General features: G+C 53.8%; 17 protein-coding genes. 10 read left to right on the top strand and 7 right to left on the bottom strand.

The features are described 5' to 3' along the window. Positions 1-66: 66 nt before the first annotated feature. A complete protein-coding gene (locus C3Z11_RS16215; protein WP_262927458.1) occupies positions 67-345 on the bottom strand; it encodes a SlyX family protein in 279 nt (92 codons plus the stop codon). Positions 346-444: 99 nt separating this feature from the next. Here C3Z11_RS16215 and C3Z11_RS17225 point away from each other — a divergent pair, with 99 nt between their 5' ends. Next, a complete protein-coding gene (locus tag C3Z11_RS17225) occupies positions 445-915 on the top strand; it encodes a cold-shock protein (RefSeq protein ID WP_106478960.1) in 471 nt (156 codons plus the stop codon). A gap of 98 nt (positions 916-1,013) precedes the next feature. Here C3Z11_RS17225 and C3Z11_RS16205 read toward each other — a convergent pair whose 3' ends face one another. The 6 genes from C3Z11_RS16205 to map all read right to left on the bottom strand — a co-directional run bounded on the left by C3Z11_RS16205 (position 1,014) and on the right by map (position 7,744). Next, positions 1,014-1,403, bottom strand: a complete 390-nt coding sequence (locus C3Z11_RS16205; protein WP_262927457.1) for a hypothetical protein — start codon at positions 1,401-1,403, stop codon at positions 1,014-1,016. A gap of 8 nt (positions 1,404-1,411) precedes the next feature. Next, entirely contained in the window at positions 1,412-2,554 is a 1,143-nt protein-coding gene (gene dapE / locus C3Z11_RS16200; protein ID WP_106478959.1) for a succinyl-diaminopimelate desuccinylase, read from the bottom strand. Positions 2,555-2,612: 58 nt separating this feature from the next. Further along, positions 2,613-3,638, bottom strand: coding sequence for a 2,3,4,5-tetrahydropyridine-2,6-dicarboxylate N-succinyltransferase (gene dapD, locus C3Z11_RS16195; protein ID WP_106478958.1), 1,026 nt, complete (start codon positions 3,636-3,638; stop codon positions 2,613-2,615). A 51-nt stretch (positions 3,639-3,689) separates the two neighbouring features. Further along, positions 3,690-4,052 carry an ArsC family reductase gene (locus tag C3Z11_RS16190; RefSeq protein WP_106479103.1) on the bottom strand — a complete coding sequence of 121 codons (363 nt, stop codon included), beginning with the start codon at positions 4,050-4,052 and terminating at the stop codon, positions 3,690-3,692. A gap of 80 nt (positions 4,053-4,132) precedes the next feature. Then, positions 4,133-6,820, bottom strand: coding sequence for a [protein-PII] uridylyltransferase (locus C3Z11_RS16185; RefSeq protein ID WP_106478957.1), 2,688 nt, complete (start codon positions 6,818-6,820; stop codon positions 4,133-4,135). A 135-nt stretch (positions 6,821-6,955) separates the two neighbouring features. Then, complete coding sequence (gene map, locus C3Z11_RS16180; RefSeq protein ID WP_106478956.1) at positions 6,956-7,744, bottom strand: type I methionyl aminopeptidase; 789 nt, start codon at positions 7,742-7,744, stop codon at positions 6,956-6,958. Positions 7,745-8,058: 314 nt separating this feature from the next. Between map and rpsB the strand changes: the two genes are divergently transcribed. From rpsB to bamA, 9 genes are all read left to right on the top strand, one after another. Beyond that, on the top strand, positions 8,059-8,787 hold the full coding sequence (rpsB, locus tag C3Z11_RS16175) for a 30S ribosomal protein S2 (RefSeq protein ID WP_106478955.1): 729 nt from the start codon (positions 8,059-8,061) through the stop codon (positions 8,785-8,787). A 238-nt stretch (positions 8,788-9,025) separates the two neighbouring features. Then, entirely contained in the window at positions 9,026-9,895 is an 870-nt protein-coding gene (gene tsf / locus C3Z11_RS16170; RefSeq protein WP_106478954.1) for a translation elongation factor Ts, read from the top strand. Between the two features lie 220 nt (positions 9,896-10,115). Further along, the gene (gene pyrH / locus C3Z11_RS16165) at positions 10,116-10,850 is read left to right on the top strand and encodes a UMP kinase (RefSeq protein WP_106478953.1); all 735 of its coding nucleotides are present in this window, start codon (positions 10,116-10,118) and stop codon (positions 10,848-10,850) included. Between the two features lie 4 nt (positions 10,851-10,854). Then, positions 10,855-11,412 carry a ribosome recycling factor gene (gene frr, locus C3Z11_RS16160; RefSeq protein ID WP_106478952.1) on the top strand — a complete coding sequence of 186 codons (558 nt, stop codon included), beginning with the start codon at positions 10,855-10,857 and terminating at the stop codon, positions 11,410-11,412. 45 nt (positions 11,413-11,457) lie between these two features. Then, a complete protein-coding gene (uppS, locus tag C3Z11_RS16155) occupies positions 11,458-12,201 on the top strand; it encodes a polyprenyl diphosphate synthase (RefSeq protein ID WP_106478951.1) in 744 nt (247 codons plus the stop codon). Continuing rightward, on the top strand, positions 12,194-12,991 hold the full coding sequence (locus C3Z11_RS16150; protein ID WP_106478950.1) for a phosphatidate cytidylyltransferase: 798 nt from the start codon (positions 12,194-12,196) through the stop codon (positions 12,989-12,991). The genes uppS and C3Z11_RS16150 overlap by 8 nt, the downstream gene beginning before the upstream one ends. Positions 12,992-13,001: 10 nt before the next feature. After that, positions 13,002-14,183, top strand: coding sequence for a 1-deoxy-D-xylulose-5-phosphate reductoisomerase (ispC, locus tag C3Z11_RS16145; RefSeq protein ID WP_106478949.1), 1,182 nt, complete (start codon positions 13,002-13,004; stop codon positions 14,181-14,183). A gap of 15 nt (positions 14,184-14,198) precedes the next feature. Further along, positions 14,199-15,551: a sigma E protease regulator RseP gene (rseP, locus tag C3Z11_RS16140; RefSeq protein WP_106478948.1), complete on the top strand. Its 1,353-nt coding sequence runs from the start codon at positions 14,199-14,201 to the stop codon at positions 15,549-15,551. 352 nt (positions 15,552-15,903) lie between these two features. Next, entirely contained in the window at positions 15,904-18,240 is a 2,337-nt protein-coding gene (gene bamA, locus C3Z11_RS16135; protein WP_262927456.1) for an outer membrane protein assembly factor BamA, read from the top strand. Positions 18,241-18,267: the final 27 nt, after the last annotated feature.

Genomic DNA, 18,267 nt, shown 5'->3' with positions numbered 1-18,267 from the left:
GAGCCTGTGCTCCCCGTTTGTATGCTGGCTCTTAGTCAGTCGTAATGTCAGCAACGACTGACGCTTTCAATAATGCGGTGGCACATCATCTTGCGGGTGCCATTGAACATCGTCCTGCTGTGATAGACTATCTCGTTGTTCTCTTATCTTCTGTTGCATCAACTCGTTTAGCCGCTCCAGCCGTTCAAGCGCCTTATGCTGCTGTGTGATCGTTTCATTAAGGCTATCGAGCCAATGTTCCTGATATGCTAATTGTGTTTCTAGCGTTTCGAGTCGCTCTAACACCTGGGCAAGCGTTTTGTCAATGTACATGTTAGAATTCTCGGGTCGGACAGTGCCGTTCATTACTTGCACTCCGTCATATTGGGTCCGGTGTTGTGGGCCAAAATTGTTGCTCATCGAAGGACCGTATTAATCAGATAAATATAGAGAAAAGTTACCTGTATGAGTCAAAAACCCTTGTTACGTTGCAGTGTGATTAATCTGGCGTTGGCGGCAGTTACGCCGCTGTTGATCGGATTGATTGTCATGTTGAGCGGCAGTGAGTTTACCGCTGAGATGCGTCAATCTTTAGCTTCTGACGGTGCGGTGCTTGCCTATGTACTGGCTGCAATCGTTGTATTTGTGGTACTGGAAATAGCAACCCTGGTCGCATTAAAGCAGACGCCCCAATCGTCTGAACTGGTCGAAGATGTTGAAAGCGACGATCGTGAGATCGGCGTCGTCAAATGGTTCAATGTTAATAAAGGTTATGGCTTTATTACCAATGAAGGGGGAGGCGAAGATGTTTTTGTTCATTTTCGTGCCATTCGTGGTAAAGGCCATCGTACCTTGGCAGAAGGTCAGCGTGTGCGTTTCTACGCGGTGCAAAATGATCGGGGCTTACAAGCAGAAGATGTTACCGTGATCACCTGATCCTGTCTTTCTTTCTAAATGTCTCTAGATGTAGAGCGAAGCCCCGCATTATGCGGGGCTTCCTTTTATACGGTGCATGCATACAGCCATTGGTAACATCACTGTCCTGAATCGGGCCAGTCAATGACTTCTTCGGTGCCGTCAGGGCTTATCTTGAAAAAGCGATCCGGATCATCGCCGGGTTGCCAGCTGCCCAATGAGCAACGTACTTCCACCCCTAGAAAACGGTTGGCAGCGCGAGCGCAGTCGACATCTCTCGCCCAGGGGGTGGCTGCACTGTCAAACCAAAGACTGTCGAAACCGTCGACGGCACTTTCCATGAACAATATAGCCACAGGCTTACTGTCGAGCTGCGTTTCGCTACGCCATTTTCCTTTGCCAGCACGCTTGAAGATGACTGGACTATCGAGTGCAGCACCGAGCCATTGCTGCAAGCGTTCGATGTTGCCACAGACCAGATAGATTTCGATATCGGGGTAGCGTTCCATTATTGGACTCATGGCAGCAGACGTTGAAGGATAGCCTCATAGACCGCGCTTAACGCATCAAGGTCCTCGGCCCGTACACGCTCATTCACCTTGTGGATCGTGGCATTAACAGGGCCTAACTCGACAACCTGTGTCCCTAGCGTGGCGATGAATCGACCATCGGATGTTCCACCAGCAGTCGATAGGCTCGGTCGATATCCCAATGTCTCTTCGACGCTAGCGACAATATTATCAAGCAGCTTGCCCTCTTGAGTCAGAAAAGGCTCACCAAATAGCGTCCACTCCAGGTCATAATCGAGTTCGAAACTATCCAGCAGTGCTTCGGTGCGGGCTTTTAGCTCATCTGCCGTGACCTCGGTAGAAAAGCGGAAATTGAAAACCGCCTCCAGCTCGCCGGGAACAACATTGGTTGCACCTGTGCCCGCATTAAGATTCGAGATCTGAAAGCTCGTGGCGGGGAAAAACGCATTGCCGCTATCCCAGACTTCTGCAGCCAGCACGGCTAACGCTGGCGCTGCCTGGTGGATTGGATTGCGCACTAGATGCGGGTAAGCCACATGCCCTTGGATGCCGCGAACCTTGAGTACACCGCCGAGAGAGCCGCGCCGTCCATTCTTGATGGTGTCACCCGCCCGCTCGCTGGAAGAGGGTTCCCCTACGATGCAGTATTCGACGCGTTCGCCACGTGCTTTCAGATGCTCGACAACGGCACGCGTACCATGAATGGCCGGGCCTTCCTCATCACTGGTAATCAGAAAGGCGATGCGGCCGCCATGCGAAGGATGGGAGGCAATGAAACGCTCCACTGCCGTTACCATTGCCGCCAGGCTACCCTTCATATCGGCAGCGCCGCGTGCGCGAAGATAACCGTCCGTATCAATGTTTGGCCTAAAAGGAGGTGTATCCCAACTACTCTCCGGCCCGGTGGGTACCACATCGGTATGACCGGCAAACATCAAAGTGGGCGCCTCGTCCCCATGCGTTGCCCAGAAATTGGTCACGCCGCCTTCATCCATAGCCTCGATTGTAAAGCCCAGTTGCTCAAGACGGCTGCGCATGACCGCTTGGCAGCCGGCATCATCCGGTGTTACCGAAGGGCGAGAGAGAAGATCAAAGGCCAGGGAAAGCGTGTCAGTCAACGGTTGTGCCATTGGCGATTCCGGTCAAGTGCATGTGACGCACCGCCGGCTGTCCGGCGGTGTTCAAGGATCAATTATGCGCGTGGAGCGCTTCGTTAAGTGCGATGGCACTCTTGTTGGTGCGGCACTCAAGACGTCCAGTGATGGAGTGGCGAATGAACTGCAAGTCGCTCTGACCGGCCAGGTCACGTGCGGCAACGGTAGTTACAACGTCGCCGTGATCATCTAGGACAGCAACCTTGGCACCGGCGGTGATATAAAGCCCAGCTTCGACGGTGCAACGATCACCCAGCGGGATACCGATGCCAGCGTTGGCGCCAATCAGGCAGTTCTCGCCAGTGCCGATGACAATGTTGCCACCGCCGGAGAGGGTGCCCATGGTCGAAGCACCGCCGCCTAGATCGGAGCCCTTGCCGAGCATGACGCCAGCAGAAATGCGTCCTTCGACCATTCCGGGCCCTTCGGTGCCGGCATTGAAGTTGCAGAACCCTTCGTGCATGACGGTGGTGCCTTCACCTAGATAGGCGCCCAACCGCACGCGGGCGGTATCGGCGATGCGTACGCCCTTGGGCACGACGTAATCTGTCATCTTAGGGAACTTGTCGACGCAGTCGACGGATAATGCACGACCCTCCAGACGGGCCTTGAGACGACGAGCCGGTAGCTCTTCGATATCGATTGGGCCTTCACTGGTCCAGGCGATATTTTTGAGAAGGCCGAACATACCGTCCAATGTGACACCATGTGGCTTGACCAGACGGTGAGAAAGCAGGTGGAGCTTCAAATAGACTTCAGGCACGCTCTGTGGCGCCTGGTCAGCATCGATGAACATGGCGACAAGGGGGCGCTGGCTGGCTTTTAACGTAGCGGTGAGTTCAGCCTGCTCAGTATTTCCTGCCTGTTGTAGCGCATGGGCGAGGGTGTCACAGTGTTCGGGCAGGAAGCTGGTGGCAGTAGTGCCCTCCGGCGCGCCCAAGGCTTGGCGAGCGGCATCGATCAGTGCTGCATCAGGGTTTATTAGGGGGGCAGGGTAGTACACTTCAAGCCAGTCGCCCTGGCTGTTCTGAGAGCCGATACCTAGCGCAAAACTTTGCATGAAAAATCCTCTTTGATTCAATTCTGAAATAGCGCCAGATGGCACGCGTATTTAATGCGATGTCTTGGCCGCTTCTGCCAAGGCGTCATAGCGGTCAGCATCGAACCCGACCACAAGGCTTTCACCGCTATCAAGCAACGGGCGCTTGATCAGCGTCGGGTGATTACGCAACAGCTGTCTTGCCTTGGCTTCGTCAATGTTCTGCTTGTCGCTATCGTCCAGACTGCGCCAGGTGGTGCTCTGTTTGTTCAGTAGGCGCTGCCAGCCTGCTTCGTGAAGAAAACGGTCAAGCTGTTGATCGTCGATACCTTCAGCGCGCAGATCGACAAAGTGAATATCCACATTGTGTGATGCAAGCGCCCGCCGTGCCTTGCGACAGGTGTCACAGTTCTTAAGTCCGTAAAGCGTTATCATGAGAATCCAATGCAGTATGCCGAGGTTCGATGCTTTCAGTGGCGCAAAGCGCTCGATTATAGGCAAGCCAGGCGCGGTGCTCAAACGCCGACTTCGGCATTGAGTACCTCGCATAGTCGCTGACGCAGATTCGCCTGCATGACGCTATCGGTCAGTGCGCTGCCATCGGGACCGGTAATAAAGAAAATATCCTCGACGCGTTCACCCAGCGTGGCGATCTTTGCCCCTGAAAGTGAAATGTCGAATTCCATGAAGATGCGACCCACACGTGCCAGCAGGCCAGGACGGTCAGCCGCGATAAGCTCGAGTACGGTGCGCTCATTGGCTTCATCGTGGCTGAGCGTGACGCGGGTGGGTACGCGAAAATGCTTGAGCTGGCGTGACGTATGACGCTTGACGATGCGCGGGTAATCATCAGGATCGTCAAGCTCTTCTACCAGATGGGTGTGGATTTCATTCACCCTTGCCGGGTCACGAATCGGCTCACCTTGGTCATCGAGCAAAATGAACGTGTTGAGCGACCAGTCATTGCTGGAGGTGGCGATGCGTGCATCATGGATAGACAGGCCCAACTGCTCCAGCGCAGCCGCTGTCGCCGCAAATAGATTATTGACCGAGCGGGTGTGAATGAAGACCTTTGTGCCACCTTCGGTCATGTCGGCGGTGGGGGCACTGATCAAGATCAGAGGCATGGTCTCGGTGCCCGCCGCGAGGACACCCTGGGTGTGCCAGACAATTTCGCTGGGCGAATATTGCAGAAAATAGTCATCGCCAAGGGTATGCCATAGCGCATCGGTCGCAGCGAGATCCTCTCCCATGCCGCTCAGCAGAGCACGGGCTTCTTCACGGGTTTCATTAATCCATTCGCTCTTGTCGAATGGGTTTTCCAGACCGCGTCGCAGAGCGCGTCGTGTCTCGGAATACAGCTGGCGCAGCAGCGAGGCACGCCAGCCGTTCCACAGTGAGGAGTTGGTAGCATTGATGTCGGCGACGGTGAGGATATAAAGATAATCGAGATGAACTTCGTCACGTACAGCCTCAGCGAATTCACCAATCACCTCCGGGTCGGCGATATCGCGCTTTTGGGCGACTGTCGACATCAGCAGGTGGTGCTCGATTAACCAGTACACCAGATGAGTATCACGTCGTGATAGTCCGTGGCGTTGACAGAAGATTTCTGCATCGGCAGCGCCCAGCAGAGAGTGATCGCCGCCACGTCCCTTGCCAATATCGTGGTAGAGCCCGGCGATCCACAACAGCTCAAGCTTGGGCAATTGCGGCATCAGTTGAGCGCAGATAGGGAAAGCCTCACGCCCTTTCAGAGTACGAAAGGATTGCAGGCCTTCAAGCAGTCTCAATGTATGCGCATCGACGGTATAGAGATGGAACAGGTCGTGCTGCATGAGGCCAACGGCACGACCGAACTCGGGAAGGTACTTGCCGAGTACGCCGTAGCGGGCCATTAGCTGAAGCTGTAGAGCGACATTGCCCCCACTGCGCAACAGCTCCATGAACAAGCTTTGATTGCGCAAGTCATGGCGAAACGTTTCATCGATCAGGTGGCGATGATCACGGATCAGACGAATCGTCTCGGCGCGTACGCCTTCTATTTCCGGATGTTGTGCCATCAGCAGGAATAGTTCGAGCAGTGCCGAAGGCCGGCGCTTAAAAACATTAGGGTGGCGTGCCTGGATATATCCGCCGTGGATCTCGAAGCGCTTGTTGAGAGGCTTGATTTCGGGAATTTCTTCGGCACGCAGGATACGCTCATCGAAATGCTGCAGCAGCATATCGCTCAGTTCGGCCAGTGTGGTGACCGTGCGATAGTAACGACGCATGAAATGCTCTACAGCTAATCGCTCCAGCGTATCCTGGTAGCCGAACAATTCAGCAATGGCGCGCTGCTGATCAAACAGCAGACGGTCTTCGGCGCGCCCGGTCAGCATATGCAGCGCGTAACGCACCTGCCATAGGAAGGCACGGCCTTGGCTGACGATGCGCAGCTCGCTGTCGGTCATGAAACCGCGCGCTACCATTTCCTCAATCATGCGTGCGCCGAAATGACGCTTGCCGACCCAGCCAATCATCTGAATATCACGTAACCCACCCGGCGAGCTCTTGAGGTTGGGCTCGAGATGGTATTCCGAGTTATTAAACTTGTAATGACGAGTGATCTGTTCCTGCCACTTGGCCTCGAAGAAGGTATCGCTTGGCCACATTTGGTCCGGAGCGGTTAATGCCCGCATGGTGTCGCGTAGCCGTTCGGGGCCGGCAAGCGTGCGAGTTTCCAGAAGATTGGTGATAATCGTGACATCATCATGTGATTCACGTACGCAATCGTTCAACGAGCGTACGCTATGGCCGATCTCAAGACCGATATCCCACAGGAAAGTAATGAAAGCCGTCAGCGACTCACGATAAGGATAGTCATCATCCTTCTCTAACAGCATCAACAGATCGATATCGGAGTGCGGATGCAACTCGCCACGGCCATAACCGCCGACGGCAAGCAGGGCAATGCCATCATCAGGCCAGGCCAGCCGCTCCCATGCAACGCTGAGCAGCTGATCCAGGCACCAGGCACGACCGTGAATCAGATCGCGAATATCCACGCCTGCCTTGAAACGGTCGTCAAGTCGTTGGCTGACGGTAGCGAGCGCCCGCTTAAAAAGCGGGATCTGTGACCGCGACTCGGCCAACTCGCGGCGAAATGCCTTAACGTCGAACAAGGTGTCGTCGGGCACAAAGCGGTAGTGGTGCAATAACATCGACGCGGTTCTCGGCTGGACATTGAGAGTGTTGCCAAACTAGACATTTATTCGTCTAGCTCATGGGTAAGGCATATCCTATGCCTGCTGGCGACCGTTCCATGTCATCGTGCCCATTGCTGCATATTTACAGAGTTACTGCGTTAAAAAGGACAAGTCTTCCTCGGCTCTTGCTGTCGTAACTTCAATGCCCGTTGCAGTGATGATCAGCGTGTGTTCCCACTGGGCCGAAAGCCCTCTGTCCCGAGTGACAGCGGTCCAGCCGTCTCTGAGGACCTTGGTGCGATAGTCGCCCGTATTGATCATCGGCTCGACTGTCAGGCACATGCCTTCGAGCAGCTCAGCATCGGTTTTTTTATCATAACCGTCATAATGCAGCACCTGAGGTTCTTCATGGTAATTCTTGCCGAGGCCGTGACCGCAGAAATCGCGTACCACGCTGTAGCCGTGGGCCTGGGCGTGATGCTGAATGACACGGCCGATATCGGAGAGCATAGTGCCGGGACGCATGATTTTCATCGCCTCGTACAGACACTCCTGAGTGACACGCGACAGGCGCTCGCCCTGGATGGTTTCGCCGATGACGAACATCTTGCTGGTGTCGCCATAGTAGCCATCCTTTATTACGGCCAGGTCGATATTTATGATATCGCCTTTCTTGAGCTTCTTGTTGAAATCGGGAATACCGTGGCAGACGACGTGGTTGATCGAGGTGCAGATCGACTTCGGGAAGCCGTGGTAGTTGAGCGAGGCCGGAATGGCGCCCTGTTCGTTGACAATATAATCGTGACAGAGACGGTCGAGCTCGCCGGTGCTGACACCAGCCTTGACGTGGGGCCCGATCATTTCCAGTACGTTCGCGGCCAAGCGCCCTGCGATGCGGAGCTTTTCGATATCTTCAGGAGTATTGATGGGAATATTCATGGGGACCCGGATTAGGAACGTGATAGCCATCCGCGCAGTATGAGAGAAGCGTAGGCTGATGATCACATGGCGGAGGCTGCTTCATCTTTAAAGCGATGTATGGTATAAAGCCGCGCGCTTTACTGCAATCGTGTGCTTGCTTCTTGAACATCTACCCTGATCTAGGGCGAAGGGCAGAAGCAAGGGTGACCGATAGGTAGCAAAAGTGCACATCCAACGACACACACGTACCGACACATGGTCCCGGGTGCCGCGCGAGCGGTCGGATCCATGGGGTGCGTGGAGGCGTAACCCGATACTCAGGAGAGTCATCAATGTCAGTTAATATGCGTGACCTGCTCAAGGCAGGTGCCCACTTCGGCCACCAGACCAAATACTGGAACCCGAAAATGAGCAAGTACATTTTCGGCGCCCGCAATAAGATTCATATCATCAACCTCGAGCACACTCTGCCGGCGTTGAATGAAGCCGTTTCCATTGTTGAGAAAATGGCTGAAAACAACAACAAGATCATGTTCGTCGGCACCAAGCGTGCAGCGAGCAAGATCATTGCCGAAGAAGCAAACCGCGTTGGTCAGCCGTTTGTCAATCACCGTTGGCTCGGTGGCATGCTGACGAACTACAAGACCATTCGTCAGTCCATCAAGCGTCTGCGTGAACTCGAAGCCATGCATGAAGATGGTACTTTCGAGAAGTTGACCAAGAAAGAAGTTCTGATGGCCACGCGTGAGCAGGAAAAGCTTGAGCGTTCCATTGGTGGTATCAAGAGCATGGGCGGCCTGCCCGATGCGATGTTCGTTATCGACGTCGATCACGAACGTATTGCTATCAACGAAGCCAACAAGCTGGGCATTCCTGTCATTGGCGTTGTAGATAGTAACTCCAACCCCGATGGCGTGGATTATGTCATCCCGGGTAACGATGACTCCATTCGTGCCATCCAGATCTACGTGCAGGCAATCGCCAATGCATGTGGCAAGGCTAAAGAAGGCCGTGCGGATGACTTCGTCGAAGTCGAAGAAACGACTGAAGCTTCCGAGTAAGCCAAGTCATGGCTCTATCTGAATCGGTAGTATGCCGTTTCCGGTAAGAGTCAAAAGGGGGCCTAGGCCCCCTTTTTTGAACACGTGGCAGATGTCATCAAAATGACGTCGTTCACCACGATGCTTCTCAAGTTACAATGCATTCCATAGCGCGCGTATCCGTTCTTTAGTCTGTATGAGACAGATGAAGACTGAACGTGGCATGGAACGAAACAGACGATCAACAGAGGTTCTAGATATGGCAGCTATCAGCGCATCTCTGGTCAAAGAACTCCGTGAACGTACCGGGCTCGGTATGATGGAGTGCAAGAAAGCTCTGACCGAGGCTAACGGTGACATCGAGCAAGCTATCGACGATCTGCGCAAGAATGCCGGTCTGAAGTCCGCCAAGAAAGCTGGCCGTGTTGCCGCTGAAGGTGCGATCCTGGCCCGTGTTTCCGAAGATGGCCGTGTTGCCGTCATGCTTGAAGTCAACTCTGAAACTGACTTTGTTGCACGGGACGAGAATTTCAAGAACTTCGCCAATGAAGTGGCCAACAAAATCCTCGATACTAAAAATGAGGATATTGCTGTGGTCATGGAAGGCGAGCTCGAAGAAGCGCGTGTGCAACTGGTGCAGAAGATTGGCGAAAATATCAGCGTACGCCGTGCCGCTGTCGTAGAAGCGCCTCAGGATGGCATCGTAGGTGCTTACGTCCATGGTGACCGCATCGGCACTATCACCGTGCTGAAGGGTGGCAATGCAGATGTCGCGCGTGACATAGCGATGCATGTCGCGGCGATCAATCCAGCGGTTGCGCGTCCTGAAGACATGCCTCAGGAAATTCTCGACAAGGAAAAGGCAATTATCCTGGCTCAGCCGGATATGGCGGGTAAGCCTGCTGAAATCGCCGAGAAAATGGTACAGGGTCGTCTTAAGAAGTATCTGGCCGAGAATAGTCTGGTAAACCAGCCTTTCGTCAAAGACCCGAATACCAGCGTCGCCGAATATGCAAAGACTGCTGGTGGCGAAGTGTTAAGCTTTCTACGTTTTGAAGTCGGTGAAGGCATCGAGAAGGAAGAAGTTGATTTCGCCAAGGAAGTTATGGAACAGGCACGCCGCAGCTAACAGGGCGATGTGACTGCATGTTTACTAAAATAAGCGACAGGAAAGTCTTCCTTGTTTGAGCTTGTTTTCGTGAACGTTAACGTATCAATGGCGTGCGCTTGCGCACGCCATTGCGTATCCGGTTCCAGCGTTGTCTGCCAGTGCTCAGATGACAAGCAACATCAGAACCCCGTCGGCGGTTCAGCCATTTTTAGACCCAGCTAGCTCTAGGAGAGTGTCCATGCCCCCCAATACCGATCGTAGCGCCAAGTACAAGCGCATCCTGCTCAAGTTGTCCGGAGAAGCCTTGACGGGCGAACATGAGTTCGGTATCGATCCCAAGGTTCTTGATCGCATGGCGCTGGAGATTGGCCAGTTGGTAGGTATCGGTGTCCAGGTGGGTATCGTGATAGGTGGCGGTAACCTGTTCCGTGGTGCTGCGTTGCATGCTGCCGGAATGGAGCGTGTCACGGGTGATCATATGGGGATGCTGGCGACGGTAATGAATGCGCTGGCGATGCGTGATGCGCTTGAGCGTTCCAATATTCGCTCGCGTGTCATGTCGGCCATTCCCATGAGTGGTGTTGTCGAGCATTACGATCGACGCACGGCGATCCGCTATCTCACGTCAGGCGATGTCGTTATTTTCTCGGCGGGAACAGGTAATCCATTCTTTACTACCGACTCTGCTGCCTGCCTACGTGGTATCGAGATTGATGGCGATGTGGTCATCAAGGCGACCAAGGTCGATGGTGTCTATGATAAGGATCCGGTGCTGCATTCGGATGCGGTAAAATACGAGCGTCTGCATTACGATGAGGTCCTCGACCAGAAGCTGGGCGTGATGGATTTGACTGCTATCTGCCTAGTGCGTGACCATGGCATGCCCGTACGCGTATTTGATATGACCAAGCCGGGTGCGTTATTGAATCTGGTCATGGGTGGAAAAGAAGGCACGCTGATAGACAAGGGTTAATCTCGTGATCAACGATATCAAGAAGGATACTGAAACGCGCATGTCCAAAAGCGTTGAATCGCTTCAGACCGCGTTTCATAAAATCCGTACAGGCCGAGCGCACCCCAGCATCCTCGATGCGGTGCGGGTGGAGTACTACGGTTCGGAAATGCCGATTAGCCAAGTGGCTAATGTGAATGTAGAAGATGCGCGCACACTGGCGGTAGTGCCTTGGGAAAAGGCGATGGTGCCTAAGGTGGAAAAGGCGATCATGAAAGCTGATCTTGGCCTTAATCCGTCGACGGCAGGCAGCGTGATTCGTGTGCCAATGCCGCCTCTGACCGAAGAAACGCGCAAAACCTACATAAAGCAGGCGAGAAGCGAGGCCGAGCAGGCACGCGTTGCGGTGCGCAATATTCGCCGGGATGCCAATAACGATGCCAAGGGGCTTCTCAAGAGCAAAGAGATCTCTGAGGATGAAGAGCATCAGGCACAAGACGATATCCAGAAACTGACGGATAAGTATATTGCCGAGATCGATCAGTTGCTGGAGCAAAAAGAACACGACCTGATGCAGGTCTAATAACGGCGGCGGGCGGTCCGCCGCCCGTAGCTGATGTGAGTATTCATGACGTCATCATATGCGTCTAGAGCGCCACGCCATGTGGCCATTATCATGGATGGAAACAACCGCTGGGCGAAAGCTCGGGGGTTATCGGGTATACGTGGCCATCATGCGGGTGTTGAATCCGTACGCGCGGTCATTCAGCGTGCTGCCGAGCGAAAGCTTGAGGCGGTTACTCTGTTTGCCTTCTCCAGTGAAAACTGGAAACGGCCTTCGCAGGAAGTGAGCGCCTTGATGGAGCTGTTCATCATCGCTCTCCGACGTGAAATTAATCGCCTACATAGAAATGGCATTCGCTTGAGTATTATCGGCGAACGAGAGCGGCTGCCAAATTCCTTGCAAAAGGCGATTGGGAAAGCGGAAGCGCTCACTCGCGATAATAGTGGGCTGCATTTAATTATTGCCGTGAACTATGGTGGCCGGTGGGATATTGCACAGGCCGCTAAACGCCTTGCCGAACGTGTTGAAAGAGGGCAATTAGCTGCTGCCGATATTGATGAGGCACGTTTCGATAGCGAAATGCGTATCGACGATGTGCCTGATGTCGATTTATGTATTCGTACCAGTGGCGAGCAGCGGATCAGCAACTTTCTGCTGTGGCGGATGGCCTATGCCGAGCTTTACTTTTCTCCGTTGTACTGGCCTGATTTCGGAGTTGAGGCGTTTGATGAGGCGCTGGAAGCGTTCAGTCAGCGCAAGCGCCGTTTTGGCATGACAGACGAACAGGTTGAGGTCCAGGGTGCTTAAGCAACGCGTATTGACCGCACTGGTGATTGCTCCTTTAGCACTGGTGTTATTGTTCACGCTACATGGTGGCTGGTTTGCCTGTTTTGTTGGCATTGTCGTCGCGGCCTCCGGGTGGGAATGGTCCAATCTCGCGGGTGCAGAGCATCCCAAAGATAAAAGCCTGTTCGTTTTGCTGCTTATAGCCCTGATGGCGTTGGCCTGGTCATCTGGGATTGCTTACCATACGTGGCCATTGTGGATTGCTCTGCTGGGCTGGCTACTCAGTCTTTATTGGGTTGTTCACTATCCACAGCATGTCGGGCAGTGGGAAAGCGTATGGGTGCGGTTTGTTATTGGTATCTGGGTCTTGCTGCCATGCTGGGTCGGTTTTTTACTGCTGCGCGAGGCCCCGGTCTGGTTGTTATATGTGCTCATTCTGGTCTGGGGCGCAGATATCAGTGCTTATTTTGCCGGACGAGCTTTCGGAAAGCGAAAGCTGGCGCCGCGTGTTAGTCCAGGAAAATCCTGGGCAGGTGTTTATGGTGAGATGGCGGGCAGCCTAGTGCTGGCCTTGCTGATGGCTCTATGGCAAGAGCTCAGCCTTTTCCAAACGCTGCTGCTGGTGCTGATTTCAGAAGTGGTCACGCTCTCCTCGGTACTTGGAGACTTACTTGAAAGCATGCTGAAACGTCATCGTGGTCTCAAAGATTCGGGACGTTTACTTCCCGGCCATGGTGGTCTGCTTGACCGCATCGACAGCCTGACCGCAGCCATTCCTTTGTTTGCCTTGCTTGCCCCTTGGATTGGATAATCTTATACACATGCAGTCTGTCACTATTTTGGGGGCAACCGGATCGATTGGGACGAGTACGCTCGATGTCATTGCGCGCCATCCCGATCGCTACTGTGTCTTTGCTCTTACCGCCTTTTCACGCCGAGAAGCATTGCGTGAACAGTGTATAAAGCATCGCCCGGCCATTGCGGTCATTGGTAGCGAACTGGATGCAGCTTGGCTGCGTAATGCACTTGCTGAGCATGGTTTGCCGACTGAAGTGCTTTCAGGTGAACAAGCGCTGGTTGATGTGGCAAATGCTGGTGAAGTGGATATCGTCATGGCAGCTATTGTCGGTGCTGCAGGACTAGTCCCTACACTTGCTGCGGTACGTGCTGGCAAGCGTGTTCTACTGGCCAACAAGGAGGCCCTGGTAACCTCAGGGGCTCTGTTCATGAAAGAGGTCGAGCAGTCAGGTGCATTATTGCTGCCGATCGACTCGGAACATAATGCCATCTTTCAGTGTCTACCACATCAGCATCGTGAAGGTCTCGCTCGACAAGGTGTTTCCCAGCTTCTCTTGACCGCTTCGGGCGGACCTTTTCGTGACTGGCCGGCCGAGCGACTGAAAGATGTGACGCCTGACCAGGCTTGTGCTCATCCGAATTGGTCGATGGGGCGTAAGATTTCCGTTGATTCAGCATCGATGATGAACAAGGGGCTTGAGCTGATCGAGGCATGCTGGCTGTTCGATACAACGCCGGACAAGATTCAGATTGTCATTCATCCGCAGAGCGTCATCCATTCAATGGCTGCGTATAACGATGGTTCTGTGCTGGCTCAGCTGGGTAACCCTGATATGCGTACACCGATTGCGTTCGGCCTGGCTTGGCCGGAACGGATCGATGCCGGGGTCGAGATGCTCGACCTGTTTGCCATCGGTCGGCTTGACTTCGAAGCGCCTGATGAGCGTCGTTTCCCTTGTCTGCGCTTGGCGCGTGAGGCGATGAATGCAGGCGACTCAGCGCCAGCGGTATTGAATGCGGCTAACGAAATTGCCGTACAGGCCTTTCTCGAAGATCAACTGGCCTTTGTGTCTATCCCTGAGCTGGTCGAAGCGGTTTTAATTTCGCAGCCTCTCCAGCCCATTACTGATCTTGATAGCGTACTGGAATATGATCGTCGTGCGCGTGATGAAGCCAGGCGTCTGTTACGGTCTCGTTTTAGCTAGGAGAGGTGGCCTGACATGAGCGCACTCCAGAATATTCTTGCCGTCATCGTGGTGCTCGGACTCTTGGTTACTATTCATGAGTTTGGACACTTTTGGGTGGCGCGTCGCTGTGGCGTCAAGGTTTTGCGCTTTTCCGTAGGGTTCGGTAAACCATTTTGGTCACGCACCGATCGTCATGGCACCGAGTACGCCTTAGCCGCTATTCCTCTGGGTGGCTACGTCAAGATGCTCGACGAGCGTGAAGGCGATGTTCCGCCAGAGCAGCTGGAGCAGGCCTTCAATCGTCAGAGCGTATGGAAACGAATCGCGATCGTCAGTGCCGGTCCGATTGCTAACTTCCTGCTTGCGCTTGTCGCTTACTGGGTGATGTTCATTTATGGGGCTTCGACGGTGGCGCCTGTCATCGGTCAGGTTTCTCCCGATTCGCCTGCTGCGCGCAGCGGGCTTGAGCCGGGTCAGGAAATTGTAGCGGTCAATGATGAGAAGACACCCTCATGGAGTGAGGTCAATTTGAAACTTGTCGCCGCGATCGGCGCAAGTCAGTTGGATGTGACGGTACGTGACGAGCAGGGACAAGGAGTGGAGCGTCACCGCGTTGCTGTCAGAGACTTCATGGCTCGGCAGGACCCACCTCAGCCATTGGCCACGTTGGGCATCACGCCGTGGCAACCTGAGACAGCTCCTGTTATCGGTGAAGTGATCGATGAAGGGCGCGCCGCAACTGCAGGCCTGCAGAAGGGGGATCGCATTATCGCCGTTAATGATCATCCCCTCGATCAATGGGCCACCTTTGTCGAACAAATACGTGAGCATCCCGACGTTGCTCTGACGCTGACGATTGAACGAGACGGCCAGCGCCGGCAGCTATCGCTTACGCCTGATAGTCGTAATCTCGAAAATGGGCAGACGATTGGTTACATCGGCGCGGCGGCTGAGCCGGGTCACTGGCCGGAAAAATACCTGCGAGAGCTTCGCTATGGCCCGCTTGAGGCCATAGGGCAGGCCGCGCATAAGACAGGCGAGATGACGCTTTTGACATTCGACTCGATCCGCAAGATGTTGATCGGCTTGATCTCGCCTTCCAACCTGTCCGGACCGATCACTATCGCACGGGTGGCTGGTGATTCGGCGCGTTCAGGTTTTGAAACCTTCATAGGCTTTTTGGCTTACTTGTCGATCAGCTTGGGTGTGCTGAATCTATTGCCCGTCCCGGTTCTGGACGGAGGCCATTTGCTGTATTACTTCGTGGAAGTAGTACGCGGTCGGCCTTTGTCGGAGCGTACCCAAGCAGCGGGGTTGCGCATTGGTGTGGCGTTGGTGGGAACCTTGATGTTAATGGCGTTTTATTTTGACCTGATGCGCCTGTGACGCCATTGTTCTCCCTTTTAATGCTGCGTTAGTGGCGAATGCTTGTCAGATAGGCTGCGTTATGTATAAGGTGCCTGTTCACGAAAGGAGCCGCTGAGTAGTCCGGTGTGAATGGTGTGCGAGATGACGAGAACATTTTTGCAAACGTTCCGTGCGGGAATGTGTCGTCGTTTGTGGTGTCGTCTGCCTTGGATGTACTCCGAAAAGAGTACACTGTCATTAGGGGAGCCGAGAGCGATGTAAGTCTTGTATCTCGGCTTGTCATCATGGCATGCAGGACGACTCGACGCACAGAACAGGATGAACGGTGGCTCACATTGCGGGCGGAATTCAGTAAAAGCGAAATGACGGCATGAAGATTAGAACCATTGGACTGGTAGTTTGGTTGCTGGGTAGTTCCCAAGCGGCGTTCGCTGTCTCTTTTGAAGTATCGGACATCCGTGTGGAAGGCTTGCAACGGGTATCGGCGGGCACCGTCTTTAACGCCTTACCCATTTCCGCCCATGACAAGATTGATGACGATTCATTGGCCGAAGCCGGTAAAGCCTTGTTCAAGACGGGGCTTTTCGATGATGTCCGGCTCGGACGGGATGGCGACGTGCTTGTCGTCAATGTTGTTGAACGTCCTTCGATTTCCAAGATCGAGATCAAAGGGAATTCCAAGATTTCCAAGGACGATTTACGTAAAGGTTTAAGTGATGCCGGCCTTGCCGAAGGGCAGGTATTGCAACGCTCGACACTGGACGAAATGCAGCGTGAGCTTGAGCGTGTCTACCAGGCTCAGGGACGTTACAGTGCCCAGATCAATACCTCGGTTGAGAAGCTTGACCGCAATCGTGTGCAAGTTGATGTTGATATCAATGAAGGTGCTGTCGCCAAGATCAAGCAAATCAATATTGTCGGCAACCAGGCGTTCGATGACGATACGCTCCGCGGTCTGTTCGAGCTTGAAGACAAACCGGGCTGGTTCCTGGGTTGGTTTTCTAGCGATCAGTATTCACGCGAGAAGTTGACCGGCGATCTTGAACGCCTGCGTTCCTATTATCTTGATCGCGGTTACGTTAATTTCAATATTGCGTCCACCCAAGTCGCTATTAGTCCCAGCAAATCGGATATCTTCGTGACCATCAACGTCGACGAGGGTAAGCGCTACCAGATCGGTAACGTGCGTTTCTCCGGCGATCTACAGATGGATGAAACAAAAGCACGTGACTTGGTCACGGCGCACTCCGGTGATACCTTCTCACAGTCCGCATTGACGGCATCGTCTGAGGCGTTGCGTCAAGCCCTTGGCGCAGAAGGTTTTGCCTTTGCCAAAGTCGATAGCGTACCGCAAGTATCCGATACCGATGATACGGTTGATATTACTTTCATGGTTAACCCCGGCCGGCGCGCTTATGTCAGGCGGATCGAATTCAAGGGCAATACCACTACTGCCGACGAAGTGCTGCGGCGCGAGATGGTCCAGCTCGAAGGGGCTCCAGCATCAACTGATGACATCAAACAGTCCCAGCAGCGCTTGCAGCGTCTAGGTTTCTTCAAGCAGGTCGACGTAGAGACGCGCCCTGTTCCTGATCAGCCCGACCAGCTCGATGTTACTTATAATGTCGAAGAGCAACCCTCGGGTAGCATCTCGGCGAGTGTCGGTTTCGCTCAGTCCGAGGGCATCATCTATGGTGCATCGCTGTCGCAAAGTAACTTCCTGGGAACCGGTAACCGGGTCGATGTCGGGGCGCAGAAGAGCGATTACTACACTAACCTGAAGTTCAGCTTCACCGATCCCTACTGGACGCTTAACGGCATCTCACGCGGTTATGACCTTTATTACCGCGAGACTGATTACGAAGATTCCGACATCTCGACCTATTCGACCGATGCGATCGGTGGTGGAATCAATTTTGGCTACCCTATCAGCGAATTGTCGCGGCTCAACTTCGGCGTCGGTATCGAGCGGCTGACGCTTGATTCCTATGACGACACGCCGTCGGAAATCGTTCAATTCATCAATGATGAAGGGGATGAGTTCGATAGTTATAAGCTGACTGCTAGCTGGACACGCAATAATTTGAATCGTGGCATCATGCCGACTGACGGCAGCTATCAGCGCGCTTCCATCGAAGCGTCCGGTCCGGGTAGTGATGCCGAGTACTACAAACTGCGCTACCGCGGCCAGAAGCTGTTCGAACTCAACCCTGAGTGGTCGCTCAAGTTCCGTACTGAACTCGGTTATGCCAATACTTACGGTGACCAGGATATCTATCCGTTCTACGAGAATTTCTACGCGGGTGGTCTCGGCTCGGTGCGCGGCTTTAGCAGTAATACATTGGGGCAGAGAACGACTGAACGTAATGACGGTGACGACGACACGCTAGGCGGTAATGTGCTGATCGAAGGGTCTGCCGAATTGATCTTCCCGTTCCCGTTCGTCGAGGATCGTCGTCAGCTGCAAAGTTCGTTCTTCCTCGACACGGGTAATACTTATCTGACCGATTGTCTGCCGGTCGAGGCGGGTAACACGTCACAGTGCAGCTCCGGTATCGATCTTGGCGAATTGCGCTATTCCGTCGGCATTGGACTATCGTGGCTGACGCCCGTTGGGCCGCTGACCTTCAGCGTTGCCCAGCCCTTGAACGAAAAGAGTGAAGACGATACGCAGTTCTTCCAGTTCTCGCTTGGGCAAACATTCTGACCTGCTGTACAGCACGATATTAGGAGA

Origin of the sequence: Phytohalomonas tamaricis, assembly GCF_003012345.1 — a bacterium.
GTDB classification, from domain to species: domain Bacteria; phylum Pseudomonadota; class Gammaproteobacteria; order Pseudomonadales; family Halomonadaceae; genus Phytohalomonas; species Phytohalomonas tamaricis.
This window is presented reverse-complemented; position numbering and strand designations above follow the sequence as displayed.